The sequence below is a fragment of the Arthrobacter sp. BG3 genome (assembly GCF_056680185.1).
On sequence record NZ_CM155270.1, the window covers coordinates 3,469,156 to 3,493,538 of the forward strand.

24 protein-coding genes and 1 other RNA gene are annotated in these 24,383 nt (G+C 66.7%); 15 read left to right on the top strand and 10 right to left on the bottom strand.

The features are described 5' to 3' along the window. Positions 1-28: 28 nt before the first annotated feature. A complete protein-coding gene (locus AC1MFL_RS15560; protein ID WP_479810890.1) occupies positions 29-1,477 on the bottom strand; it encodes a DUF2142 domain-containing protein in 1,449 nt (482 codons plus the stop codon). A 119-nt stretch (positions 1,478-1,596) separates the two neighbouring features. Beyond that, entirely contained in the window at positions 1,597-2,466 is an 870-nt protein-coding gene (gene rfbA / locus AC1MFL_RS15565) for a glucose-1-phosphate thymidylyltransferase RfbA (RefSeq protein ID WP_479810892.1), read from the bottom strand. Between the two features lie 57 nt (positions 2,467-2,523). On the opposite strand from rfbA, the gene rfbB reads away from it, so the two are divergent. Together rfbB and AC1MFL_RS15575 are read left to right on the top strand one after the other, a co-directional pair. Next, a complete protein-coding gene (rfbB, locus tag AC1MFL_RS15570; protein WP_479810894.1) occupies positions 2,524-3,522 on the top strand; it encodes a dTDP-glucose 4,6-dehydratase in 999 nt (332 codons plus the stop codon). 2 nt (positions 3,523-3,524) lie between these two features. Then, a complete protein-coding gene (locus AC1MFL_RS15575; protein ID WP_479810896.1) occupies positions 3,525-4,928 on the top strand; it encodes a sugar nucleotide-binding protein in 1,404 nt (467 codons plus the stop codon). A gap of 71 nt (positions 4,929-4,999) precedes the next feature. Here AC1MFL_RS15575 and AC1MFL_RS15580 read toward each other — a convergent pair whose 3' ends face one another. The 3 genes from AC1MFL_RS15580 to AC1MFL_RS15590 all read right to left on the bottom strand — a co-directional run bounded on the left by AC1MFL_RS15580 (position 5,000) and on the right by AC1MFL_RS15590 (position 10,025). Beyond that, the gene (locus AC1MFL_RS15580) at positions 5,000-5,584 is read right to left on the bottom strand and encodes a GtrA family protein (RefSeq protein WP_479810898.1); all 585 of its coding nucleotides are present in this window, start codon (positions 5,582-5,584) and stop codon (positions 5,000-5,002) included. Then, on the bottom strand, positions 5,581-7,230 hold the full coding sequence (locus AC1MFL_RS15585; protein WP_479810900.1) for a DUF2142 domain-containing protein: 1,650 nt from the start codon (positions 7,228-7,230) through the stop codon (positions 5,581-5,583). The genes AC1MFL_RS15580 and AC1MFL_RS15585 overlap by 4 nt, the downstream gene beginning before the upstream one ends. Positions 7,231-7,334: 104 nt before the next feature. Further along, positions 7,335-10,025, bottom strand: a complete 2,691-nt coding sequence (locus AC1MFL_RS15590; RefSeq protein WP_479810902.1) for a GH25 family lysozyme — start codon at positions 10,023-10,025, stop codon at positions 7,335-7,337. A 293-nt stretch (positions 10,026-10,318) separates the two neighbouring features. Between AC1MFL_RS15590 and AC1MFL_RS15595 the strand changes: the two genes are divergently transcribed. From AC1MFL_RS15595 to ssrA, 13 genes are all read left to right on the top strand, one after another. Continuing rightward, positions 10,319-11,542, top strand: coding sequence for a TadA family conjugal transfer-associated ATPase (locus tag AC1MFL_RS15595; protein ID WP_479810904.1), 1,224 nt, complete (start codon positions 10,319-10,321; stop codon positions 11,540-11,542). After that, positions 11,542-12,396, top strand: a complete 855-nt coding sequence (locus tag AC1MFL_RS15600) for a type II secretion system F family protein (RefSeq protein ID WP_479810906.1) — start codon at positions 11,542-11,544, stop codon at positions 12,394-12,396. The genes AC1MFL_RS15595 and AC1MFL_RS15600 overlap by 1 nt, the downstream gene beginning before the upstream one ends. After that, positions 12,393-13,334, top strand: a complete 942-nt coding sequence (locus AC1MFL_RS15605; RefSeq protein ID WP_479810908.1) for a type II secretion system F family protein — start codon at positions 12,393-12,395, stop codon at positions 13,332-13,334. The genes AC1MFL_RS15600 and AC1MFL_RS15605 overlap by 4 nt, the downstream gene beginning before the upstream one ends. 68 nt (positions 13,335-13,402) lie before the next feature. Further along, positions 13,403-13,651 carry a hypothetical protein gene (locus AC1MFL_RS15610; protein ID WP_479810910.1) on the top strand — a complete coding sequence of 83 codons (249 nt, stop codon included), beginning with the start codon at positions 13,403-13,405 and terminating at the stop codon, positions 13,649-13,651. A 4-nt stretch (positions 13,652-13,655) separates the two neighbouring features. Beyond that, the gene (locus tag AC1MFL_RS15615; protein WP_479810912.1) at positions 13,656-14,054 is read left to right on the top strand and encodes a TadE family protein; all 399 of its coding nucleotides are present in this window, start codon (positions 13,656-13,658) and stop codon (positions 14,052-14,054) included. After that, the gene (locus tag AC1MFL_RS15620; protein ID WP_479810913.1) at positions 14,035-14,526 is read left to right on the top strand and encodes a hypothetical protein; all 492 of its coding nucleotides are present in this window, start codon (positions 14,035-14,037) and stop codon (positions 14,524-14,526) included. Before AC1MFL_RS15615 ends, AC1MFL_RS15620 begins: the two co-directional genes overlap by 20 nt. Positions 14,527-14,651: 125 nt before the next feature. Continuing rightward, on the top strand, positions 14,652-15,065 hold the full coding sequence (locus AC1MFL_RS15625; RefSeq protein ID WP_479810915.1) for a pilus assembly protein TadG-related protein: 414 nt from the start codon (positions 14,652-14,654) through the stop codon (positions 15,063-15,065). Between the two features lie 76 nt (positions 15,066-15,141). Next, positions 15,142-16,257: a peptide chain release factor 2 gene (gene prfB, locus AC1MFL_RS15630; protein ID WP_069952285.1), complete on the top strand. Its 1,116-nt coding sequence runs from the start codon at positions 15,142-15,144 to the stop codon at positions 16,255-16,257. Positions 16,258-16,451: 194 nt separating this feature from the next. Further along, positions 16,452-17,258, top strand: coding sequence for a cell division ATP-binding protein FtsE (gene ftsE / locus AC1MFL_RS15635; protein ID WP_479810917.1), 807 nt, complete (start codon positions 16,452-16,454; stop codon positions 17,256-17,258). Continuing rightward, positions 17,255-18,169 (top strand): permease-like cell division protein FtsX, encoded by a 915-nt coding sequence (gene ftsX / locus AC1MFL_RS15640; RefSeq protein WP_226759108.1) that lies wholly within the window; start codon positions 17,255-17,257, stop codon positions 18,167-18,169. Before ftsE ends, ftsX begins: the two co-directional genes overlap by 4 nt. Before the next feature lie 34 nt (positions 18,170-18,203). Then, complete coding sequence (locus AC1MFL_RS15645) at positions 18,204-19,598, top strand: peptidoglycan DD-metalloendopeptidase family protein (protein ID WP_479815511.1); 1,395 nt, start codon at positions 18,204-18,206, stop codon at positions 19,596-19,598. Positions 19,599-19,707: 109 nt separating this feature from the next. Beyond that, complete coding sequence (gene smpB, locus AC1MFL_RS15650) at positions 19,708-20,178, top strand: SsrA-binding protein SmpB (RefSeq protein WP_479810919.1); 471 nt, start codon at positions 19,708-19,710, stop codon at positions 20,176-20,178. 140 nt (positions 20,179-20,318) lie between these two features. Continuing rightward, positions 20,319-20,687: a transfer-messenger RNA gene (ssrA, locus tag AC1MFL_RS15655) on the top strand. Positions 20,688-20,796: 109 nt separating this feature from the next. Here ssrA and AC1MFL_RS15660 read toward each other — a convergent pair. The 5 genes from AC1MFL_RS15660 to AC1MFL_RS15680 form a co-directional block, all read right to left on the bottom strand. Next, positions 20,797-20,931, bottom strand: coding sequence for a hypothetical protein (locus AC1MFL_RS15660; protein WP_479810921.1), 135 nt, complete (start codon positions 20,929-20,931; stop codon positions 20,797-20,799). 50 nt (positions 20,932-20,981) lie between these two features. Then, positions 20,982-21,353, bottom strand: a complete 372-nt coding sequence (locus AC1MFL_RS15665; RefSeq protein ID WP_479810923.1) for a hypothetical protein — start codon at positions 21,351-21,353, stop codon at positions 20,982-20,984. Between the two features lie 47 nt (positions 21,354-21,400). Then, complete coding sequence (locus AC1MFL_RS15670; RefSeq protein ID WP_479810925.1) at positions 21,401-22,114, bottom strand: metal-dependent transcriptional regulator; 714 nt, start codon at positions 22,112-22,114, stop codon at positions 21,401-21,403. 10 nt (positions 22,115-22,124) lie between these two features. Beyond that, positions 22,125-23,342, bottom strand: coding sequence for an Nramp family divalent metal transporter (locus tag AC1MFL_RS15675; RefSeq protein ID WP_479815512.1), 1,218 nt, complete (start codon positions 23,340-23,342; stop codon positions 22,125-22,127). A gap of 259 nt (positions 23,343-23,601) precedes the next feature. Next, on the bottom strand, positions 23,602-24,378 hold the full coding sequence (locus tag AC1MFL_RS15680; RefSeq protein ID WP_479810926.1) for a class I SAM-dependent methyltransferase: 777 nt from the start codon (positions 24,376-24,378) through the stop codon (positions 23,602-23,604). Positions 24,379-24,383: the final 5 nt, after the last annotated feature.

Sequence of the window (24,383 nt, forward strand, 5' to 3'; positions counted from 1 at the left end):
GTCAGGAAACGGTGCGGCCAGCGACGATTCAGGCAGTGAGGTCCGTCCGGCACTCCGCGCGGACGGCACGGCGCAGCAGCCACAGCGTCAGGACCAGCATCACGGCGAAGCCGGCAAGGCACAGCAGCGTGCCGCCCGGGGGCTGCCAAGACGGGTCGGTGATCATCTCGGACCAGCGGCGGTCGGCCGCCCAGCCGGTCACGTAGCGCCGGAGAGTATGCGCGAAGGTCCAGAAGTGGTAGACAGCCAGGACGACCGCCATGGCACTGAGGATCGCCGCGGCCTGCGGTGAGAACCCGCGGGCATCCATCCGGTCCAGCGCAATGCCGCAGACCATCAGCAGCGGGACGAAGACCGCGAGAATGTACCGGCCCTGCCAGACGATCCCGATCGTCCCGACAGCCTGGGCCTGGAGCAGCGGCGGAAGCAGCAGCAAGGCAGCGAGCAGGAAGATCGTGGCGGTCCGCCCGCGGCCCCTGGCCAGCACGACGGCGGCCATCACGAGTGCCGCACTGAGCCCCAGCCAGAGCACAAATGTGCCCATCGGCGCGGGTACTTCCAGCCAGCCAAACTGTCCGACGTATCCCGTGGCGTAAACAAGAGTCCGGCCCAGCATTATCTCGGCACCGGTAAGCGGGGAGGAGCCCGCCGCTTCGAACGGAGCGCTGGAAAGGCTGTCATGCCGGGTGAGCCAGTAGAGCGCGAAGGCGCAGGACAACCCGATCGCCGCGGACCCGGCCCACACCCAGACGTTGCGGCTCAACGCCCTGATCTGCGGCCACGTGCCCAGAACGCCTGCGGTGATGGCCATCAGCGTCAGCCAGAGCAGGGACAGGCCTTTGGTGTTCGCCAGGACGCAGGCCGCCGCTGTGATGACGGGCACCAAGCGCCGGTACGCGCCCGGGTCGGCGGAGCGCTCCAGCAGCAGCACCAGGTTGGCCAGCAGGGCGGCCGAGGTGGCGTACTCCAGGGAATTCGGGTTCACGGCCCCGTTCAGGAACAGCACCATCGGTGTCATCGCCGCGGCGGTTGCGGCCATGGCCCATTTCCGGCGCCGCAGCGCGGAGAGCGCCGAGAAGGCAGAGGCGAGGAACAGGCAGCTGAGCAGGGCGCTGACGAGGCGCATCCCGTATACGGCGGCGGCGCCGTTGTTCAGGAGGGACGGCAGCCCGACAACAGCGTAGTAGAGCGGGTTGTAGTTGCCGGCAGAGGTGCGGGCGTCCACAAGGGCGCTCTTGTCGCCGCTGAACGGCGGGACGCAGGATGGCGTTGTTTCAATCTTCTGAGCGAAGCAGCCGAAGGTGTCGTAATAGCCGATGCCGGCCGGCACCGTAACAAGCTGGAAAGCGCCGCCGCCCGGCATTTCTCGGCCGGTGAGCTCGCCGCGGACCACGGCAGCTGCCTTGATGACGTGGGCGGGTTCGTCCGGCGCCCCCATCAGCGGGGTGGCAACGGTCCAGGCGCTGGAAAGGCCCATGAGGACCAGGAGTGCCCACCAGAACGTCCGACGTCGGCTGCTGGCACCGGTCGCACGGTCAGCCCGACATACGTCGGCTGCGCTGTCAGGGTCCGAACCTCGCCGAGCTGGCGACGGGATCAACGACCGTTTTCCAGCAGCCCGAGGAGATAGCTTCCGTAGCCGCTCTTCATCAGCGGTTCGGCACGTTTGCGGAGCTCGTCGTCGCTGAGGAAGCCCAGGCGCCAGGAGATCTCTTCAGGGGCGCCGATCTTCAGTCCCTGGCGGTTCTCCGTCGTCCGGACGAAGTTGGACGCGTCATTGAGATCGTTGAACGTTCCGGTGTCGAGCCAGGCAGTGCCGCGGGGGAGGATCTCGACCTGGAGCTTCTCGCGTTCGAGATAGGTCCGGTTGACATCGGTGATCTCGAGCTCGCCGCGAGGTGACGGCTTGAGGTTCCGGGCGATCTCGACGACGTCGTTGTCGTAGAAGTAGAGGCCCGGCACGGCGTAGTGGCTCTTGGGCTTCGCCGGCTTCTCCTCAAGCGAGATGGCCTTGCCGCTGGCATCGAACTCCACCACACCGTACGACTTCGGGTCTGACACCCAGTAGCCGAAGACGGCGCCGCCCTGGATGTTCTCGAAACGGCGCAGCTGGGTGCCCATTCCCGGTCCGTAGAAAATGTTGTCACCAAGAACGAGGGCAACGGGCTCGTCGCCAATGTGCTCGGCTCCGAGCACGAAGGCCTGCGCGAGACCGTCGGGGGAGGGCTGCTGCTTGTACGTGAGGCTGATACCGAACTGCGAGCCGTCGCCCAGGAGGCGCTCGAACTGCTCGGCGTCGTGCGGGGTGGTGATGATCAGGATGTCCCGGATGCCGGCCAGGATCAGGGTGGAGAGCGGGTAGTAGATCATCGGCTTGTCGAAGACCGGCATCAGCTGTTTGCTGACGCCGAGTGTAATCGGATGGAGCCTTGAGCCGGTCCCGCCGGCCAAAATGATTCCGCGCATACTGCCCATCTTTCCTGCTAACTCGTGCATCGGCCAAATCCGGTAACCTTTGAAACTATGCAGCGACTACTAGTAACCGGCGGCGCCGGCTTCATCGGCTCCAATTTTGTCCACTACGTCATGTCCACCACGGACAACTTCGTGACGGTCCTCGACAAGATCACGTACGCAGGCAACCTGGAGTCGCTCAAGGATCTTCCGGCCGACCGTTTCGCGTTCGTCAAGGGCGACATCTGCGACCAGCAGCTGGTGGATGAGCTCGTGGCGGCCCACGACGTGGTGGTGCATTACGCCGCGGAGTCACACAATGACAACTCGCTGCAGGACCCGCGTCCGTTCCTGGACACCAACATCATCGGCACGTACACCCTGATCGAGGCGGCCCGGAAGCACAACAAGCGCTTCCACCACATCTCGACCGACGAGGTGTACGGCGACCTGGAACTGGATGATCCGGAGCGGTTCACCGAGAACACCCCGTACAACCCCTCGAGCCCGTATTCCTCCACCAAGGCCGGTTCGGACCTGTTGGTGCGGGCCTGGGTCCGGTCCTTCGGGCTCCAGGCGACCATCAGCAACTGCTCGAACAACTACGGCCCGTACCAGCACGTGGAAAAGTTCATTCCGCGCCAGATCACCAACGTGATCGACGGGATCCGCCCCAAGCTGTACGGCAAGGGCGAGAACGTCCGGGACTGGATCCACGCCAATGACCACTCCTCGGCCGTGCTGGCGATCATCGACAAGGGCCTGATCGGGGAAACGTACCTGATCGGCGCTGACGGGGAGAAGAACAACAAGGAGGTCGTGGAACTGATCCTGGCGCACATGGGCCAGCCGCGGGACGCGTACGACCACGTGATCGACCGGCCCGGCCATGACATGCGCTACGCGATCGACTCCACCAAGCTCCGCACCGAACTGGGCTGGAGCCCGCAGTTCTCGAACTTCGACGCCGGCATTGAGGACACCATTGCCTGGTACCGGGCCAATGAGGACTGGTGGCGGCCGCAGAAGGCCGCCACGGAAGCCAAGTACAAGGAGCAGGGCCAGTAGGGATGGAGTTTCAGAAAAAGCTCTCCGTCACGGAGACCCCCATCCCGGGGGTCCTCCTTCTCGACCTTCCGGTCCACGGCGACAACCGCGGCTGGTTCAAAGAGAACTGGCAGCGCGAACGGATGCTGGCCGCCGGTCTGCCCGATTTCGGGCCGGTCCAGAACAACATCTCCTTCAACGACAAGGCCGGCACCACCCGGGGCATCCATGCCGAGCCCTGGGACAAGTTCGTCTCGGTGGCCAGCGGACGGATCTTCGGTGCCTGGGTGGACCTGCGGGAAGGCCCGAGCTTCGGCACGGTCTTCACCGCCGAGCTGGATGCGGGCAAGGCGATCTACATTCCGCGCGGCGTCGCGAACTCCTACCAGACCCTGGAAGATGACACCTCCTACGTCTACCTGGTCAACGACCACTGGTCCGCGGATGCGGAATACACCTTCCTGAACCTCGCGGATGAGACCGTCGCCATTCCCTGGCCCATTCCCCTGGACCAGGCCGAGCTCTCCGAGAAGGACAAGGCCCACCCCCGGCTGGCGGACGTCGTCCCGATGCCGCCGCGGCGCACCCTGGTGCTGGGGGCCGGCGGTCAACTGGGCAAGGCACTGCGGGCCGCCTACGCCGGCGATACGAGCGTGGAGTTCGCTGACCGGAGTGAATTCGATGTGGCCGATCCGGCGTCTTTTTCCGGCCGGAACTGGCGGCGGTACTCCGCCATCATCAACGCGGCGGCCTACACCGCGGTGGACGAGGCGGAAACGGAGGAAGGCCGCCGCACGGCGTGGGCCCTCAACGTCACGGCCGTCGCCGAGCTGTCCAAGGTTTCGGCCCGCTACGGGCTGGTGCTGGTGCACGTCTCCAGCGATTACGTTTTTGACGGCTCCCTGAAGAGCCACAGCGAGGATGAGGGGCCGGCACCGCTGGGGGTCTACGGCCAGACGAAGGCCGCAGGGGACGCCGCCGTCAGTGTGGTCCCCAGCCACTACATCGTCCGCACCAGCTGGGTCATTGGCGAAGGCAGCAACTTTGTCCGCACCATGGCCGCGCTGGCGGCCAAGGGGGTCAGCCCGACGGTGGTCGATGACCAGGTGGGCAGGCTGACGTTTGCCGAGGACCTTGCCGCCGGCATCAGGCACCTCCTGAAGGTCAGAGCCCCTTATGGCACCTATAACCTGACCAACGACGGCGAGCCCCAGTCCTGGGCGGATGTCGCCGCGGAGGTCTTTGAGCTGGTGGGGGCGGCACGCGGTGATGTCACGGGCGTCTCCACCGAGGACTACTTCCGGGGAAAGACAGCGGCGCCCCGGCCGCTCAACAGCGTCCTGGAGCTGGACAAGATCAAGGCGACGGGATTTGCCCCGGCCGACGCCTCGCAGCGGCTGTCGGACTACCTGCGCAACCCTGCGTAGCGCTGCGCCGATTGGAATGCGGAAGGCCCGGACTGGATCCCAGTCCGGGCCTTCCCGTTAAGGCGTTGTTCCTAATTGGACTCCGGCCGCTTCCGTTCCGGGTCCGCCGGGGGCTTCATCGCGGCTGAAGCGTCCGGCACCGTCGTGTCCGGCACCGCCGCCCGGGCGCCGTCGGGCCCTGCGGGCAGGTGTTTGTGTTCATGGGCGCCGTGGTGGGCCGCCTTCCTGCCAAATACCCAGTGCTGGTAAAGGAAGTAGTTCCAGACGGTCATGGCGGCGGTGGAGATGACCTTGCCGCCCATGTAGCCGAGGGGCGTTGGTGTCACCAACTGCACAATGAGGACCGTGGCGAGGGTGTTGGCCACCACCAGCAATCCGTAGCGGATCATGCTGACATGCGTGCGGTGCGTGGATTCGAAAGAGAACTTGCGCTGCAACAGGAAGTTGAACACGAGGCTGGTGAGGAAGGCGGTGGCGCTGGCAATCCCGACGTCCCAGTGGAAGACCTCGCGCAGGAGGACGAGGAGGCCAAAGTCGACGGCGAAGGAGAGCCCGCCCACGATCAGGTAGCGGATGGCACTATGGCCGAAGAACTTCCCCAGCAGCCCCTGGGGCTCGTCCGTCGTTGCCGGGTCCGAGGGTGTCGTCCGGCTCATGGCTTGCCCGTCCTGACCGGGGCGAGGCGTTCGTTCCCGGGTGCGGGGGAGGCAGGGTCAGGCTCGTCGGGCAGGCCGGAACCAGCGGCCGGCAGGGACGGCCCCGCCAGGGCCGCGGCCGGGGCGGCCGCCGCCGCGAATACCGCGTTGCCCCGGACATGGCGCAGCAGGAGGAATGCGCCGAGAACGGTGCCGGCCACAAATACCGCAACGACCGTCAGGGTCCCCAGCGGGGGCTGCCACTGCGGTTTGCCGATCATGTCGCCCCACCGGATGTCCATGGCCAGGCCGGTCACGTAGCGCCGCAGGACCCAGACGAAGGTCAGGACCTGGCACAGCGCGAGCAGGACAACGAGGGTGTTGAGTGCAGGCACCGCGGGCGCGGGCCAAGGCCGGGGATTCGCGTTGTCCAGCGCGACCCCCGCGAGCATGAGGCAGGGAACGAAGATCGCCAGGATGTAGCGCCCCTGCCAGACCATTCCCTGGTCGGTGATGATGACCGCCTGCAGCAGGATGGGGAGCAGGAGCAGGGCCGCGGAGAGGAAGATGGTGGCGATGCGGTAGCGGCCCCTGCCGTAGATGATTCCCGCGAGTGCGGTGGCGAAGAAGACCGCGGTCCACAGCGCCATGACACCGGTGGGGGCGTCCAGTTCGAGCCAGCCGAACTGGCCGATGTAGCCGTGCATAAAGAGGAATGTCTTGTCGAGCATAATTTCAGCCCCGGCATCAAAGCCCAGCCCGGCGCCGTCGAAGGGCTTGCTTGCGAGGCTGTTGTGGCTGGCGACCCACCAGAGCGCGTAGGCGCATGACAGGCCGATGACCGCGGCTCCGGCCCACACCGCCGGCCGGCGCAGCAGGGCTTTGAGTTCGGCTGCGGTGCCGAGGATGAGGACAGCGACGACGACGACAAGCAGCCAGAGCAGCGAGAGGGCCTTGGTATTGGCGAGCAGCGCGGCCGCGACCGTCGTGGCGACCACCGGCACCACGAGGGCGCGGCCCTGCAGGGACCCCTTCAGGAGGAGCAGCAGATTCGCCGCGATGGCTGCCGTTGTTCCGTATTCCAGGCTGTTCGGGTTGACGGAGCCGCTCAGGAAGAGAGTCATCGGGGTGACGGCGGCGGCCAGGGCCATGATGGCCCATTTGTTGCGCGGCAGGCGGGACAAGGCGGAAAACGCCAGTGCCAGGAAGATGCTCGTCAGGAGGGCGCTCACGAGCCGCATGCCATAGACGGCTTTGAAACCGCTGGTCAGCAGCGAAGGCCAGCCGACAGCGGCGTAGTAGACGGGGTTGTACAGGCCCGCGGTGGTCAGCCCCGAGACTATTTCGGTGGGGTCCCCGGGGATGGCCGGCGAGCATTTCGGCGTGGCTGCGACATTTCGCACAAAGCACGTGATCTGGTTCGTGTGCTCAATATAACGGGGAACCTGGACGGCCAGGAGCGGACCGCCCTCGCCCGTCTGGGCGCCGACCAGTTCACCGCGGACCACGGCGGCAGCCTTGACGATGTGGGCGGGTTCGTCGGGGATCGATGAGATCGGCGACGCCAGCGCCCAGCCGGAGCTCAGCACGAAGAGGACGAGCAGCGGCCACCAGAACCATCTGGCACCGGGGTTGCGGTCCGGTGGACTCAAGATGGCGTGCGTCAAGGTGTGGGCTCCTCAGGGAATTGGCGGGCAACATCCGTGCTGCTGACGGACCCGCCTCAGGTCATGGCTCTATGTAGTCTAAGTCAGTCCGGGGCACCGGATGCTCAGAGAACCATGGCCAGGGTGCGGGGAAGGTAACCCTCGCTGGGCTTCATTCCTGTTCCTGAGTACGCCCAGAGGGAGCCGTCCGGCCGGCGGGCGACCAGATCCGGGGTCTTGTCGCCGTTGAGGTCCCAGCCGTTGAGGATCCGGTCGTAGACGTTCCAGCCGGTTCCGATCCGGATGGTGGCGCCGGGTGTGCCGCTGCCGTCGCCGGGGTAGAGCCACAGCGTGCCGTCGGGCCTGCGGGCAAGAAGGTCATTCTTCCCGTCGGCGTTGAAGTCGCCGGCGCCAATGAGCTGGTCGAAGGCATCCCAGCCGTAATCCCCGACCTTGACTGCACCCTGGTAGCCGCTGTTGCTCGCATCGACTTTCCCGGTTCCCTTGTAGAGCCACAACGAGCCGTTGGGCTTCCGGGCAAGAAGGTCGTTCTTGCCGTCGCCGTTGAAATCCCCGACGCCGGTGATCGAGTCGAAGACCTCCCAGCCGGCCAGGCCGATCTTGGTCGCGCCGGCGTACCCGTTGCTGCCCGTGTCCACGCGCCCGGTCCCCGGATACAGCCACAGCGTGCCGTCCGGTTTCCGGGCCACGAGGTCGTTCTTGCCGTCGCCGTTGAAGTCTCCGACGCCGGCGAGCGCATCGAAGGCGTCCCAGCCGTAATCGCCGATCCGCTTCGGGGTGCCGTAGGCCCCTGTCCCATTGCCGGGGTAGAACCACAGGGTTCCGTCGGGCTTGCGGGCCAGCAGGTCGCCTTTTCCGTCCCCGTTGAAGTCCTGGACGGCTACGAGCCTGTCGAAGGCATCCCACCCGTAGTCCCCGATTTTCCGGGCGGTCTGGTAGCCCTGGTCCTTCATGGCGGTTCCGGCGTAGAAATATACGGCCCCGGTGGGGTCGCTGGCCACGAAGTCGGCCATCCGGTCGCCGTTGGCGTCCCCGGTGCCCACGATGTCGTTGTAGATCCCCCAGCCTGAACCTATCTGGCGTCCGTTGACCAGGACGGCGCGGCCGGTGTTGGAGTAGAGCCACAGGGTGCCGTCAGGCCGCCGGCCCGCGAGATCGTTGGTGCCGTCGCCGTCGAAGTCCTGGATGGCGATGAGCTGGTCATAGATCTGCCAGCCGTAGTCGATTTTGCGTGCCGTGCCGGTCTGGCCGGTGCCGGTACCCGAATAGAGATACAGGCTTCCGTCCGGGGTGCGGGCTGCAAGGTCGGGCTTTCCGTCGCCGTCGAAGTCTTTGACGCCGAGGAGACTGTCAAAGGCGTCCCAGCCGAAGTCCCCGATCTTGACGGCGGGACGGTAGCCTTCGTCGGTTGCTGACACCGTACCGGTGCCGGCGTAGAACCAGAGTGAGCCGTCCAGTTTCCTGGCGACAAGATCGTTCTTTCCGTCGGAGTTGTAGTCACCCACCCCGAGGACCCGGTCATAGATTCCCCAGCCGGAACCGATCCGCCGCCCAGCCAGATACTGTCCGGCGCCGTTGCCGGGGTAGAACCAGAGCTCGCCGTCGCCCCTGCGCTGGATCTGGTCGGCCTGGCCGTCGCCGTCGAAATCGCCGGGCGCAACGAGCCTGGGTGTCGGATCAGTCGGGACCGGCGGTGCAGGCGGGGCCGGCGGGGCCGGCGGTGCCGCCGGGGTAGTGCCCGTGGCGAAGCGCTGCAGGCTGGTGTAGTCGCCGTTCCAGATGTTGGAGTCACCGGTGCCGCCGGCGAAGGGTCCGGACTCGCTGTACTGCCAGAAGCTGAAGTTGGCCCAGCTGGAGGGCAGGGCGCCCGGGCTGTCGGTGGCCGAGCCCGGCCAGCGCGCGATCCACAGCGGCCAGTCGCCGAAACCGGTGGGCCCGCCGGTGCAGTAGTTCCACCACGAGGTGGTGGTGTACATGACAGGCAGCCGCCCGGTCAGCGCCTGCATGGTGCTGCCAAAGGCGTTGGCCCAGGACGTCAGCTGGGCGGGTGTCATGTCATAGCAGGTGTTGCCCTGGTAGTAGCCATTAATGGTCTGGCCGGCGTAGGGGTTGCCTTCAAAATCGAGCACGGGAGGCAGGGTGTAGCCGTCGGCGCTCCAGCCGCCGCCGTTTTGGACGAAGATCCGGGCCTGGTCGGCGCCGGAGGAGGCCGCGGGGTTGGCGAAATGGTAGGCGCCGCGAATCATGCCCACGGCCCTGGACCCCAGGTACTGGTCGCTGAACGTGCTGCTGGTGAAGTAGTTTCCTTCGGTGGCCTTGATGTAGGCGAAGCGGGCGCCCATGTTCCACTCGGTCTGCCAGTTGATGCCGGCTTGGTACTGGCTGACGTCGAGCCCCTGTACGCCGTAGCTCGGCGTCCACGTGCCTTGCGTGGTCAGGGCCTCGGTGGTCGCAGTCGTGGCTCCGGCAGGTGATGCCGCGGCGCGCGTCCCCTGCCCCATCTCGGCGCCGCCGGCTTTGGTGGCCTCCGCCATGGCAATCCGGTAAGCCTCTGACGTTTTGTCCACCGTTGGCTGGGCGGTGCTTGCCGCCGGTGTGGGTGCCGGCGTCGCCGTGGCCAGGGCGGGAGCCGGCGAGGCCGTCGCTGTCGTTGCGGCCGGGGTTGCGGTGGGTGTCGGCTCGACGGCGACCGCGGGGGCCGCCATGGCCGGTCCGGCGATGAGGGAGGCAACCAGCAGCGCGACTCCGACATGGCTGCCGAGGTGACTTGTGGGGGGAAGTAGGGTCCGCTTCATTTTCCGCTCCGGGACAACACGCTCAAGGCAGTGTCATAGTGATCTCGCGCCCGGCAAAATAAGGACGATGCTGTCCGGGATCTGAGAATGTCTGACTTGTCGCGCTCACCCTAACACCGCAGCATTAGCGGAACCAGAGTTTCTGGTGTTACTCGTGTGAATATTGTGGTGGAACGTGCTGCAGGTTTTCCACATGCGGCCCGGGCGGCCCTTGTCCGGCGGCCTGCCCACGCTTAGCTTTAACCCAATTGCAGAGCCCCGGCAACAGGGCGGCAGTCATATTGGGGGCCATTGTGGAGGCTGTACGCATTGTCGAGGACGAAGTCCGCGAGCTGATTCGCCGCCGCGGCCTTGACCCGCTGAGGCAGGCCGGCGAAGTCCGCCGCCTCGTCGAGGCAGCCGTCATGGATTACGACGAACGGGCCCTGCTGGCACCCCTGCCTCCCATCGGCCCGCTCGAAACTGCCCGCAGGTTTGTCTTCGACGCCGTGGCAGGGTTCGGAGCCCTTCAGCCCCTGCTCGACGATCCGGCCATAGAGGAAATCTGGCTGAACGCCCCGAACGAGATCTATGTGGCGCGGAACGGCGAATCCGAGCTGACCTCGGTCTCGCTCACGGAGCAGCAAGTCAGGGACCTCGTGGAACGGATGCTCAAGAGTTCCGGGCGCCGCCTGGACATGTCGTCTCCGTTCGTGGACGCAGCGTTGCCGGACGGTTCCCGCCTGCACGTGGTGATCCCGGACGTCACCAGGCGGCACTGGGCCATCAATATCCGCAAGTTCGTCGTGAAGGCCAGCAGACTCGAACACCTCGTCGAACTGGGCACGCTCACGCCGCAGGCGGCCCGCTTCCTCGGCGCTGCCGTGGCCAGCGGCCTGAACATCCTGGTCTCCGGCTCCACCCAGGCCGGCAAGACCACCATGCTTAACTGCCTGGCCGCGAGCATCGGAACGCGGGAACGCGTCGTCACCGTCGAGGAGATCTTCGAACTGCAGTTCCCGCTTCGGGACGTTGTGGGGCTGCAGTGCCGGCAGCCGAACCTGGAGGGCGAGGGCGAAATTCCCATGCGGCGGCTGGTGAAGGAGGCGTTGCGCATGCGCCCGGACCGGCTGGTGGTGGGCGAGGTCCGGGAGGCCGAAAGCCTGGACATGCTCATCGCCCTGAATTCGGGGCTTCCCGGGATGTGCACGGTCCATGCGAACTCGGCGCACGACGCTGTCACCAAGATCTGCACCCTCCCGCTGTTGGCGGGCGAAAACATTTCCAGTGCGTTCGTGGTTCCGACCGTCGCGTCCTGCATCGACCTCGTGGTCCACTGTGCCCGGCACTCCAACGGACGCAGGGAAGTGACAGAGATCCTGTCGCTGGGCCGGAGAGTAGAAAACGGCATCATCGAATCCTCCATGGTCTTCGCCTTCGACGACGGACAGCTGCAACCCAAGGCCAACTCAATGCCGGCGGCTGAGAAGTTTGCCAGGGCGGGGTTCGACGTCGCGACCCTGCTGGGGCCACGCTGATGGCAGCGCTGCTGGGCATGCTCGCCGGTGCCGGACTCCTGCTGATCTGGTGGTCTGCCTGGGAACAGCCAAAAGCGGCCCGGCGCGTGCCAAGACCCAGCCGTCTGGAGGACCTGCTGCGGTCGGCAGGAATCGAGAAGGTCAGCGGCGCCGGTCTGCTGGCCAGCTGCCTCGGTGTCGGCACGTTCACGATGCTTGTCTTCTTCGCGGTGACCAGGTCGTGGCCGATCGCCGGCTGCTTTGGCTTGTTTGGCGGCTGGCTGCCCATGGCCATCGTGGAATGGCGCGCCCGGAAGCGCACCGCTGTTCTGCGGCAACTGTGGCCCGACGTCGTCGACCATCTGCGGTCGGCGATCCGTGCCGGACTGTCGCTGCCGGAAGCCCTCATCCAGCTGGGCGATAAGGGTCCGGAGGAACTCCGCCACGCCTTCCGCGATTTTGCCTCCGACTACAGGGCCGGAGGGCAATTCGACCCCTCCCTGACCAGGCTGAAGGACCGGCTGGCGGATCCCGTGGCCGACCGGATCGTCGAAGCACTCCGGTTGACCCGGGAAGTGGGCGGCTCGGATCTTGGTCGGCTGCTCGGCACCCTCGCGGAATTCCTGCGGGAAAGTGCCCGAACCAGGAGCGAACTGGAGGCCCGGCAGTCCTGGACCGTCAACGCGGCGCGGCTGGCAGTCGCGGCCCCCTGGATCGTCCTGATGCTGCTGGCAAGCCGGCCCGAGGCGGTCGCTGCCTACAACACGCCGCCCGGGGCCGCTGTCCTGATTGGGGGCCTGGCGGTGTCCCTGGTCTCGTATGCCATCATGCTGCGCATCGGAGCGCTGCCGGCAGATGAGCGGGTCCTTCGATGACCGGGCTGCTGGCGACCGCGATTGCCTGTGGAGTCGTCCTTGGCTGCGGTATCTGGCTGCTGCTGACCAGGCTGCCGTTCATGCGGCCAACCACCTTCGTCGAACGCATCGGCCCGCAATTGAAGTCCCACAACCTGGAATCCCGGCTCCTGCGGGCCGGGCCGCGGAACTTCACCCCGTTCGGACCGCTGGAACGAATTCTCCGGCCGGTGATCGGCGACGCCGTCTCATGGCTGGGCAAGCTGAACCCCGGTTCCTCGGCCCTGAACCGCCGCCTGGCCAGGGCCGGGAACGTTAAGTCGCCAGGCGATTTCCGGGCAGAACAGCTCCTCTGGGGCGCAGCCGGTTTCATCGCGGCGGCCGGAGCAGTCGTGCTGGCCGGCGTGGCAGGACGGCTCAGCCCCCTCCTCGCCGCCGTGCTGGTGATGGGCAGCGCCGCCGGCGGTTACATGCTGCGCGATTACCTGCTGGGAGCGCAGATCAGGAAGCGCGAAGCACGCATGATGGCGGAGTTCCCCAGCGTCGCCGAACTCATGGCCCTCGCAGTCAGCGCCGGCGAGAGTGCGACGGGCGCACTCGACAGAGTGTGCCGCAGCGCCCGGGGGGAGTTGTCAAAGGACTTCACCCGCGTCCTGGCGGAAACCAGGGCAGGGAAGCCGCTCGTCGAGGCCCTGCAGGAATTCTCGGCACGGACCGAGCTTGGGCCGTTGCTCCGCTTCGTGGACGGGCTTGTCGTGGCGGTTGAACGGGGAACGCCCCTCGCGGAGGTGTTGCGGGCCCAGGCCCAGGACGCCCGCGATACGGCGAAGCGCGAGCTGATGGAGTCGGCGGGAAAGAAGGAAATCGCAATGATGGTGCCCGTCGTTTTCGGCGTACTGCCGCTGACGGTCGTCTTCGCCGTTTTTCCCGGTCTGGCCGCCATCAGCATGGGTTTGTGACCGCGTCCGGCGGGGCAACGCAAGGAAGCAGCAGGAAGACACCCGAACCACCGACAAAAGGGGAGAAAGTGAAACAGATCCTGAACCGCATGGCGCTGTTGCTCTGCACCATCGGCCTGACGCCCGGGCGCGCCGGGGCGCACGGGGCCGTGGGGCGGCACCCTGACCGGCCCGGTGACCATCGCGAGCGGGGCGATGTGCCCGGCTGGGTCATGATCACGCTGATGTCCGCAGTCCTCGTCGCCGCGCTCCTCGCCCTCGCCGGGCCGGCCCTGGAAGGACTCTTCAACCAGGCCATGGACAAGGTCGGGCAGTAAACAGGTGCGGCTGCCCGGCACCGGCGGGGGCAAAACTGACGAACGGGGTTCGGCGGTGGTGGACTTCGTCCTCGTGGGCGGGCTGCTGACGCTGTTCTTCCTCGCCATCGTCCAGCTCACCCTCGTTCTGCACGTCCGGAACACACTGATCGACGCCGCGGCCTCCGGCGCCAGATACGGCACCCTCGCGGACCGCAGCGCCGTCGACGCCAAGGACCGGGCCGCGCAGCTGATCTCGGTCGCGCTCAACCCGGAATTCGCCCAGGACGTGACCACAAGCGAAGCCACGTACCGGGGCATCCGGACCCTGGAAGTCACGGTCCGCGCACCGCTGCCCGTGATCGGGCTGATCGGCCCCCGCGCAGTCCTGGAGGTGAAAGGGCATGCGGCCATCCAGCCCTGACGCACCGGAACGGCGGGACGGGGGAGCCGCCCCGTGGGCAAACACCGCCAGCCCGGACGACGCCGAGCGGGGAAGCGCCGTGGTCGAATTCACGTTCCTGTCGCTGCTTTTGATGGTGCCGCTGGTCTACTTCATCATCACGATGGGCCAGCTCCAGGGCGGCTCATTTGCGGTTGTTGGCGCCGCGGACCAGGCCGCGAAGGTCTTCGTCGCCCAGACGGACGCGGCCGGCGGCCGGGCCGCCGCCGAGCAAGCGGTTCTGCTGGCGCTCGCCGACCACGGGCACTCCGCCGCCAATGCACGGGTCGAGACCAGCTGCGCCCCCGCGGACTGCATGGCTGCCGGTTCGGCCGTGACGGTCACCGTCCATCTCACCGTGCGCTTGCCGTTCGTCCCGTTCAGCGAGGCGCTGAACCTGAACGCCGGGCAGCTCAGCGCCTCCGCCACGCAACTGGTGGGCCGCTTCCGATGAAAGTTCCCGCGACGCTCCGCCGTCGGCGCCGCCGCCGGCAGCAACCGCAGCCAGCGCATCAACATCACCGGGACCAACACGGCGGGGACCAACACAGCGGGGACCAACGCCGCGATGCCGGGCAGATGACGGTGCTGATCATCGGCTTCATGCTGCTTGCCCTGCTTCTCGCGACCGTCGTCACCGCCGCCTCCGGCGTCTACATCGAGCACAAGAAGCTCCTGTCGCTGGCCGACGGCGCCTCGGTGGCCGCCGCGGACAGCTTCACCCTGGGGCAGCTCGAAACCGTTGGCGGCACCCCCACCGCCATCCTGACCGGCGCCCGCGTGCGGAGCACCGCCGTCGACTTCCTGGACCGCAGCAGCGCCTTCACTCGGTTCAGCGGCCTCGCCGTCGGGCCGGGAACGGGCAGCCCGGACGGATCCACCGCCGTCGTGGTGCTCAGCGCCGCGGTCCACCCTCCGGTCGTCAACTTCCTCGTCCCGGACGGCATCAGGATCGAAGCGAGTTCGACGGCGCGCTCCCGGCTCACGCGGTAGCCCCCTGCCCGGTCGCCCGGCCTGGCAGGCAACCCAGTCCGGGCGGCCCGCAGGGATAGCGTAGGCTTAAAAAACCATGGCAAACATTGATTTTCCCGCAGAAATCCGCGCCCTGCGCGCCACCTACGCCTCCATCGAGAACGTTTCGAATGTCGAGGCGCTGAAGGAAGACATCGCCGAACTCAGCGAACGGGCCGGCGAACCCAACCTGTGGGACGACCCCGCAGCCGCCCAGGTCATCACCTCGCGGCTCTCGCACCGCCAGTCCGAACTCGCGCGCCTGAACTCGCTTACATCGCGGATTGACGACCTCGAGGTCCTCGTGGAGCTGGGCCAGGACGAGGACGACGCGGACTCCATGGGGGAGGCAGCCACCGAACTGGAATCCATCCGCAAGGCGCTGAAGGAACTCGAAGTCGTGACGCTGCTGTCCGGCGAGTTCGACGAGCGCGAAGCCGTCGTCACGATCCGTGCCGGAGCCGGCGGCGTGGATGCCGCGGACTTCGCCGAGATGCTGCTCCGGATGTACCTGCGCTGGGCCGAACGCCACGGCTACCCGACCACCATCATGGACACCTCCTACGCCGAAGAGGCCGGGCTGAAGTCCGCCACGTTCGAGGTCAAGGCCCCCTACGCCTACGGCACCCTCAGCGTCGAGGCCGGCACCCACCGTCTGGTCCGGATCAGCCCCTTCGACAACCAGGGCCGCCGCCAGACCTCGTTCGCCGCCGTCGAAGTCATCCCGCTGATCGAGCAGACGGACTCCATCGACATCCCGGACAACGAGATCCGCGTCGACGTCTTCCGTTCCTCCGGCCCGGGCGGGCAGTCGGTCAACACCACGGACTCCGCCGTGCGCCTGACCCACATCCCCACCGGCACCGTGGTCTCGATGCAGAACGAGAAGTCCCAGCTGCAGAACCGCGCCGCAGCCCTGCGTGTGCTGCAGTCCCGGCTCCTGCTGCTTAAGAAGGAGCAGGAGGACGCGGAGAAGAAAGCGTTCGCCGGCGACGTCAAGGCCTCCTGGGGCGACCAGATGCGCTCGTACGTCCTGAACCCGTACCAGATGGTCAAGGACCTCCGCACCGAGCACGAGGTCGGCAACACCTCCGCCGTGTTCGACGGCGAGATCGACGACTTCATCGACGCCGGCATCCGCTGGCGGACCGACAACCGCAACGCAGACAAGTAGCCGTACCCTCTGCCTCTTGCGTCACACCCGCCCCTCCGGGCTAATCCTGCGACACGCCCCCGCGCTCGGGCCGATCCGCCGGAGCCCGTGCGTATAGTCGAGAAGCCGGAGCTCTACTTCCCCCACTAGAAAGCCCGCGCACCGGCGGCAGAACTGGGCCCTACCCGTCCACGTCCTGCAGGGTATTTAGGGCCATGATCCGTTTCGAAAATGTCACCAAGGTCTATGACCAGACAGCGCGACCGGCGCTGGATAAGATCAACCTTGAGATCGACCGGGGCGAATTCGCCTTCCTGGTCGGGGCCTCAGGCTCCGGCAAATCGACCTTCCTGCGCCTGGTCCTCAAAGAGGACCGGGCCTCCTCGGGCGCCGTCTACGTTGCCGGGCAGAACGTCGCGAACATCTCCAGCTGGCGTGTGCCGAGGCTCCGCCGCGGTATCGGCGTCGTGTTCCAGGACTTCCGCCTGCTGCCGCAGAAAACCGTGTTCGCCAACGTCGCCTTCGCCATGCAGGTCATCGGCAAGAGCCGCAGCGTCATCCGCGACACCGTCCCGGAGGTCCTGAAAACCGTCGGGCTCGAAGGCAAGGAAAACCGTCTTCCGCACGAACTTTCCGGCGGTGAGCAGCAGCGCGTGGCGATCGCCCGCGCCGTCGTCAACCGTCCCGGCATCCTGCTGGCCGATGAGCCCACCGGCAACCTGGACCCCACCACCTCCATGGGCATCATGGGGGTGCTGGACAAGATCAACCAGAACGGCACCACCGTCGTTATGGCCACCCACGACGACGACATCGTCAACGAGATGCGCAAACGCGTCGTCGAACTCCGCAACGGGGTCGTCATCCGGGACGAGGCCAGGGCCCTGTACACTTCCATGATTCCGGTCGTGGGACAGTCCCGCCGCCTGCGGGACGCCAGCGGGCGGGACGCCGAACCCGCCCCCGACCCGGCCGGAACCACCCGCACCGAAGTACGCGACGCAGGGGAGAACCAGCTGTGAGGCTCCAATTCGTCCTCGCCGAAATCGGCAGCGGACTGCGCCGCAACCTCTCCATGGTGGTCTCGGTCATCCTGGTCACGTTCGTGTCCCTGACCTTTGTCGGCGCCGCGGGCATGCTGCAGCTGCAGATCAACCAGATGAAGGGCTACTGGTACGACAAAGTCCAGGTCGCCATCTTCCTCTGCAGTGACGGTTCGACGGCGACCGGCTGCGCCACCGGCCCGGCCACCCCGGAACAGCAGGACAACGTGGCCAAGCTCCTGGCCTCGCCTGCGGTGGCCCAGTACGTCAACGACTTCCAGTTCGAGTCCAAGGACGACGCGTACAAGCACTTCAAGGAGCAGTTCTCCAATTCCCCGATCGTGGACTCCGTGACACCGGACCAGCTCCCGGCCTCCTTCCGGATCAACATGAAGGACCCGGAGAAGTACCAGATCATCAGCGAGACCTTCTCCTCCCAGGCCGGCGTCGAAACCGTCATCGACCAGCGCCAGCTGCTGGAACGGCTGTTCTCCGTCATGAACGCCGCGTCCCTCGTGGCCGTGAGCGTCGCCGGGGTGATGATCGTCTGCGCCATCCTGCTGATCGCCACCACCATCCGGCTGTCGGCGTTCAGCAGGCGAAGGGAAACCGGAATCATGCGCCTCGTCGGGGCGTCGAAGATCGTGATCCAGCTGCCGTTCATCCTCGAGGGCGTGATCGCCGCAGTGATTGGCGCGGTGCTGGCCTCGGGAACGCTGTGGGCCGTGGCGCACTTCTTCCTTGGCGGGTACCTCTCCAAGCAGTATCCGGACACCGCCTTCATCTCTGCAGGTCAGACCCTGGTCCTGGCTCCGGCCCTGATTGGTCTCGGCGTTCTGCTGGCAGGCGTATCATCACTCCTGACCCTCCGTCGATACTTGAGGGTCTAGGGTGCACAACGAAAAGGGATGGCCCATGACACCGATGCATCGACTGGCCCCGCGTACGGCTTCTACCGGGCTGCCCGGTGCCGGCCGCCGCAGCCGCATGGTCGGCGCCGCACTGGCGCTCGTCCTGGCGGGGAGCATGTGCGCCTCAAGCCCGGTTGCCTTCGCCGACACCCTCGAGGACCAGCAGGCCGCGCTCCGCGAGGAAGCGGCCCGGGTCCAGCATTCCCTGGAGTTCGTGGACTCCCGGATCGCGCAGGCCGCCTCGGACCTCGTGATCTACCAGGGCCAGCTCCCCGGTGCGCAGCAGGCCCTGCTCGAAGCCCAGGGGCGCGTGGCCAGCGCCGTCAAGGAGTCCGAGGCTCTCGCCGCCCGGGTGGACCTGGCGCAGCAGAACAAAGCCAAAATTAGCCAGCAGCTCGAGACGGACAAGCAGAAGATTGCCGACACCAAGAAGCTGATCGGGCAGATCGCCACCCAGGCCTACAAATCCGGCGGGGTCCCTTCCAACCTTTCGCTGTTTTTCGGCTCGAACAACAGCGGCAGCCTCACGGACACCATCGACCTGGCCGACCAGGCGATGCGCAGCCAGAACTCCGCGATGGACAAGCTCACCCAGCAGAACGCCACCAACGTCAACTCGCAGGCCCGGCTCGAAGCCGTAGAGGTCGAAATCAAGGACCTCAAGGCCAAAGCCGATGCCGCGCTGGCCCGCGAACAAGCCGCCCGGGACGAGGCCGAGGCCAAAAAGTCCGAGGTGGACAAGCTCATCGCCGACACCACCCGGCTCGACGCCGAACTCCAGGCCGCCAAACCCGGAATCCAGACCCAGCTCGCCCAGGTCAAGTCCCAGCAGGACGCCGTGGCGGCGGATATCGCCGAGCGCGACCGCAAGCTCCGCGAGGCCTGGGAAGCCGAACAGCGCCGGATCGCCGACGCCGCCGCAGCAGCCGCCCGTGCCCAGGGCCAGGCTAAGCCGCCGTACGTCCCCGCCCCGGCCGGACCGCCGTCAGCCTTCGGACTGCGTCAGCCCTTCAACGGTGTCCCGATCAGCTCGGGCTTCGGCTGGCGCTCGACGCCGCCGGGCACCATCGACTTCTACGGCCAGGGCGGCTACATGCACACCGGCATCGACTTTGCCGCAGCCTGCGGCACGCCGGTGTACGCCGCGGCGGCCGGCACCGTGTTCTCGGCCGGCTGGGCCAACGACGGCGGCGGAAACAACGTGAAGATCTCCCACGGCGTCGTCCAGGGCAACTCGCTGACCACCATCTACTACCACAACACCAGCGTGGCGGTCTCCCCGGGCCAGCAGGTCAGCCAGGGACAGCTCATCGCCTACTCGGGAACCACCGGCAACTCCACCGGCTGCCACTCGCACTTCGAGACCTGGCTCAACGGCCGGGCCGTGGATCCGATGACACTGCTCTGATCCGCCTGGAGCGGAAGCCTCACGGCTCACCCGCGGCCCTGCCGTAAACTGGAGAGGACACCGCACCGTACAGGTTGCGGCCCCACCCATCGATCCAAGGAGTTCTACCGTGCCGAAAGAAAGTGGCCGTAAGGTAGTGGCCACCAACCGCAAGGCCCGGCACGACTACACCATCCTCGACACCTATGAGGCCGGGATCGCGCTGATGGGAACGGAAGTGAAGTCCCTCCGCGAGGGCCATGCCTCCATGGTCGACGGCTTCTGCACCTTCTACAACGACGAGCTGTGGATGGAGGGCATCCACATCCCCGAGTACCACCAGGGGAGCTGGACCAACCATGCCGCACGCCGGCGCCGGAAACTGCTGCTGCACCGCGACGAGCTCACCAAGATTTCGCACAAGATCCGCGAATCGGGCTTCACCATCGTCCCCCTCCAGCTGTACTTCCTGGACGGCCGGGCCAAGGTCGAGATCGGCGTCGCCCGCGGCAAGAAGGAATACGACAAGCGCCAGAGCCTGCGAGAGCAGCAGGACAAGCGCGAAGCCCTCCGCGTCATGCGCGAGCGGAACCGGCGCTAGGGAGACTGGCCACAACCCGCGGGAATGATTCTGCCGGGACGTGCGTTATGCTAGGTAGTCCGGGAAGGAACGGCGCGGAATCGGTTCAGCAGCAACGAAGCGGTTCAACAAGTTTCCTCACCGGTTTGATAAAAAAATACGGGGATGATCGGTTTCGACGATGTTAGTCGCGACAGGTGAAGCGGGCCGAGGATGCAGAATTATCTCGTAAACGCTGTCTGCAAACCAATAAGTGCCGAATCAAAACGCACTGACTTCGCTCTCGCTGCCTAAGCAGTAAGACAGTCCGTCAGCCCGAGGTTGCTATTGCCCCGGATCCTGGCGTCATTTAGATAGCCACTGCTGTTTACCCCCGTCATCGGGGTGAACGGGACTCTTAGATGACTGGGCCCGGATCAGCCAGCTGTTTGTAGCATGGCTGGGGCCGAGAAAATCCAACGCAAACTGCGCCCGGAGAAGCCCTGACAACACGACATCGGACGGGGGTTCAATTCCCCCCATCTCCACCATCGGAGCGCCGGCAACGGTGCTCCACCCCGTAAAGATCCACACAAAAGGCCGGAAGCTTCAGCTTCCGGCCTTTTGCTTTGCCTGGGCGGCTCGGCGGGCGAGCAGTGCTCAGCGCTTCTTGATGTGGGCAACCGGGTCGGCATGCGTTTCCGCGACGTTCTTGGTCTTCTTCTCGGCCCGTTTTTCCTTGATGGTTTTCACCGGCTTCTTGGCCATGCTCCGGTGCGGCGTCTTGTCAGGCATGTGGGCGCTCCCTAACGGCAGGGGGCCCGGATGGCCCCCGTGCTATTAAGTTACGCCTCCGGCACCGCGACGTCCACGATGCCGACAAAACGGCTGCCCACGCCCTCATACTCACTGCGGACCAGCCCGGTACCGAGGCCGGGAATCTCATACGGAGCGTGGTGCGCGCAGCACACATAGGTGAAGTCCGGCCACCACTTCTTTGGCCGGGCCGCCTCGGAATATCCGCAGACCGCGCATGTCAGCTGGACCCAAATGGGGCGCTTGCCGGTCCGGTTGGCTTTCGACTGGACGAGCCACGCCGGCGGGTTGTCAAGGAGTTCGCCCAGCTCGGCGTCGCTCAGCCGGGACGGGATGTTGTGACGGTGAGCCATCTCCAGGGGAATGTCGAGAATCTGGGCTGCTTCGCGTCGGGTAACCATCCTTTAACGATACGGGATCGGAGGGTACCCGGTTCGCCCCTCCCCAGTCAGTGCAGCGCGAGGATGCAGCCGGGATGGTCGCCCTCGCTGTGGACCCAGAGGGCCGACGCGACCTCCTCGGCAAGGTCGACTTCCTGCCGGCTCCCGCCGGAGCCGATGCGCACCACCAGGGCGCCGCCAAAAGGTTTCCGGCCCAAAACCTCGACGTCCGCGTCCAGCCCGATCGCCTCTGCGGAAAGGTAGCGCAGCAGCTCGGGGTTTTCGTCGCTGATCCGGGTGATCCGGCCGGTGTGCCCGTCGTCGAGCTCGCTCATCCGGCGGGCGGAGGGCACCAGCACGGAGCCGTCGGCGGAGGGGATCGGATCGCCGTGCGGGTCCCGCACCGGGTTCCCGAGCTTGGCGGCCATCCGCTCGATGAACGTGTCCGAGACGGCGTGTTCCAGGAGTTCAGCTTCGTCGTGGACCTCATCCCAGCGGTAGCCCAGCTCGCGGACGAGGAAAGTTTCAATCAGGCGGTGCCGCCGGACCATCGACAGGGCCAGCCGGACGCCGTCGGCCGTGAGGGTGATGGCGCTGTAGGGCTGGTGGTCCACGAGGCCCTGGTCCTTGAGCTTGCGGACCATTTCGGAGACCGAGGAGTTGGCCACGCCGAGGCGCTGGGCCAGCTGGGTGGAGGTGATGGGCTTGTCCTGCCACTCCGTAAAGGAGTAGATGACCTTGACGTAGTCCTCGATCGAGGAGGAGGGCAGACTGGTCTTCACAGCCCCCAGCCTACCGTCCGGCGGCGCCGGAGAACGTCAGCCACAGCAGGACCAGGTTCAGCGCCACGACCAGGATCACGCTGATGATTGCGGCAATACGGAGGGCCAGCCCGTCGGCGAAGCGGCCCATGAGCGCCTTGTTGCTGGTCAGCACCACCAGCGGGACCAGGACGAAGGGGATGCCGAAGCTCAGGACGACCTGGCTGAGGATAAGGCCCCAGGTGGGGTCGAAGCCGACGCTCAACAGCACAACGGCCGGGATCAGGGTGACGACGCGGCGCGTCATCAGCGGGATCCGGATCTTGAGGAGCCCCTGCATGATGGATCCGCCGGCATAGCAGCCCACGGACGTCGAGGCCAGACCGGAGGCCAGCAGTCCCACGGCGAAGATGACGCCGACCACCGGGCCGAGGTTGTTCGTGATCGCGGCATGGGCGCCCTCGATGGTATCCGTGCCCTCCTCGCCGCCCAGGGTCGAGGCGGCCAGCAGCAGCATTCCGATATTGACGATGCCGGCGATGGCGAGGGCCGCGACGACGTCCCAGCGGGTCGCCCTGACGAGGCGGGCCATGGCCGGCGCGGGAACGTGCAGGTGCGGGTTCGGGCGGTGCCGGTCCCGTGACAGGGCCGAGTGGACGTAGATGGCGTGCGGCATCACGGTGGCGCCCAGCATGCTTGCGGCCAGCAGTACGGTGTCCGGGCCCTGGAACCCGGGTATCAGTCCGGCCGCGACGCCGGCGGGATCGGGCGGGCTGATGAACAGGCCGGCCAGGAATCCGATCGTGATGATGGCCAGCAGGAACATGATGATGAACTCGAAGGGCCGCTGGCGGTTCCTGGCCTGCACCGCCAGCAGGAGCATGGAGACGCCGCCGACGATCAGTGCGCCGAGGGGGAGGGGCAGCCCGAAGAGAAGGTAGAGCGCGATCGCGCCGCCGACCACCTCGGCCAGGTCGGTGGCGGCGGCCACGATCTCGGCCTGGACCCAGAACGCCCGGCGCCAGAACGGCTTGAGCCGTTCGCCGAGGATCTCCGGCAGGCTTTTTCCGGTGACGATCCCGAGTTTGGCGGACTGGTACTGGACCAGCACGGCCATGATGTTGGCGGCCACCAGCACCCAGACCAGGAGGTAGCCGTACTGCGCGCCGGCCGTGAGGTTTGCCGCGACGTTGCCGGGGTCGACGTAGGCGATCGCGGCGACGAACGCCGGACCCAGCAGGCCGATCATGGCGCGGCGGCCACCGGGTATCCGCCGGACGGCCGCGTCCGGCGCCGGCGGTTCGTGGCCTGTTACGTCCAGCACGGTGGGCTCCCCTGGGGTTGGCGCGTCGACGACGACGCTGCCGGTGGCGGCTGGTCCACGCCGGCACCGGAGTTTTCAATAGCCTACAAATAATTATTAGGCATACCGAAACCATAAGCCAACGGGCCGTTCCGGGCAACGTCGAGGGTAGGGCCGGCCGGCCTGCAGGGCGGACCTGCCGGGGTCAGGCCCGGACGGCCCGCCAGCTCTGCGTCAGGTAGGGGAGCGGGAGGATGTCGTCGGGGCCGTGACCCAGATGCTCGTGCAGGTACCAGTCGAGGTTGCCCAGCACCTTGGCGCGGGTCGCCTCACCGGCCGCCAGGTAATAGCTGCGGGACTTGGTGAGCTCCAGGATGTCCCCGGCGCGCACCGGGTCCTCCCAGCGGCTGAGGTGGCTCTCCAGTCCCGTGAATTCCGGACCCAGCGGCGGTTTGAAGTGCGGCTTGTGCACATCGCCGGCATGCATGATGCGCGAGAGCCGGTGCACCCAGGGGACGGACGTGTCCAGCTGGTTCCAGACCAGCCCCAGGACGCCGTGGGGGCGCAGGATCCTGGCGATCTCCGTGCTGGCCGGGAGGGGATCGCACCAATGCCAGGCCTGGGCGACGGTGACGAGGTCGAACGCCGCGGCGGGCAGCCCGGTGTGCTCTGCGGTGCCCTCGACGGCGGTGACGCCGGGGAGCGTCCTGCGCAGCTGGTCCAGCATGTCGGCGGAGGGGTCCACCGCTACTGTGTGCAGGCCGCGGGCGACCAGCAGCGCCGTGAACTTCCCGGTTCCGGCGCCGACGTCCGCGGCGTCCCTGGCTCCGGCGGGAATCAGCCAGTCGGCCGAATCCCCGGGGTAGCCCGGGCGGACGCGTTCGTAGTGTTCCCCGCCATCGCGGAAGCTTTGCCCCAGCTCCTGGCGCCGCTCGTGATGCAGTTTGGGGCCACTGTGCAGTTTTGGTCCGCCGCGTGCCACGTGCG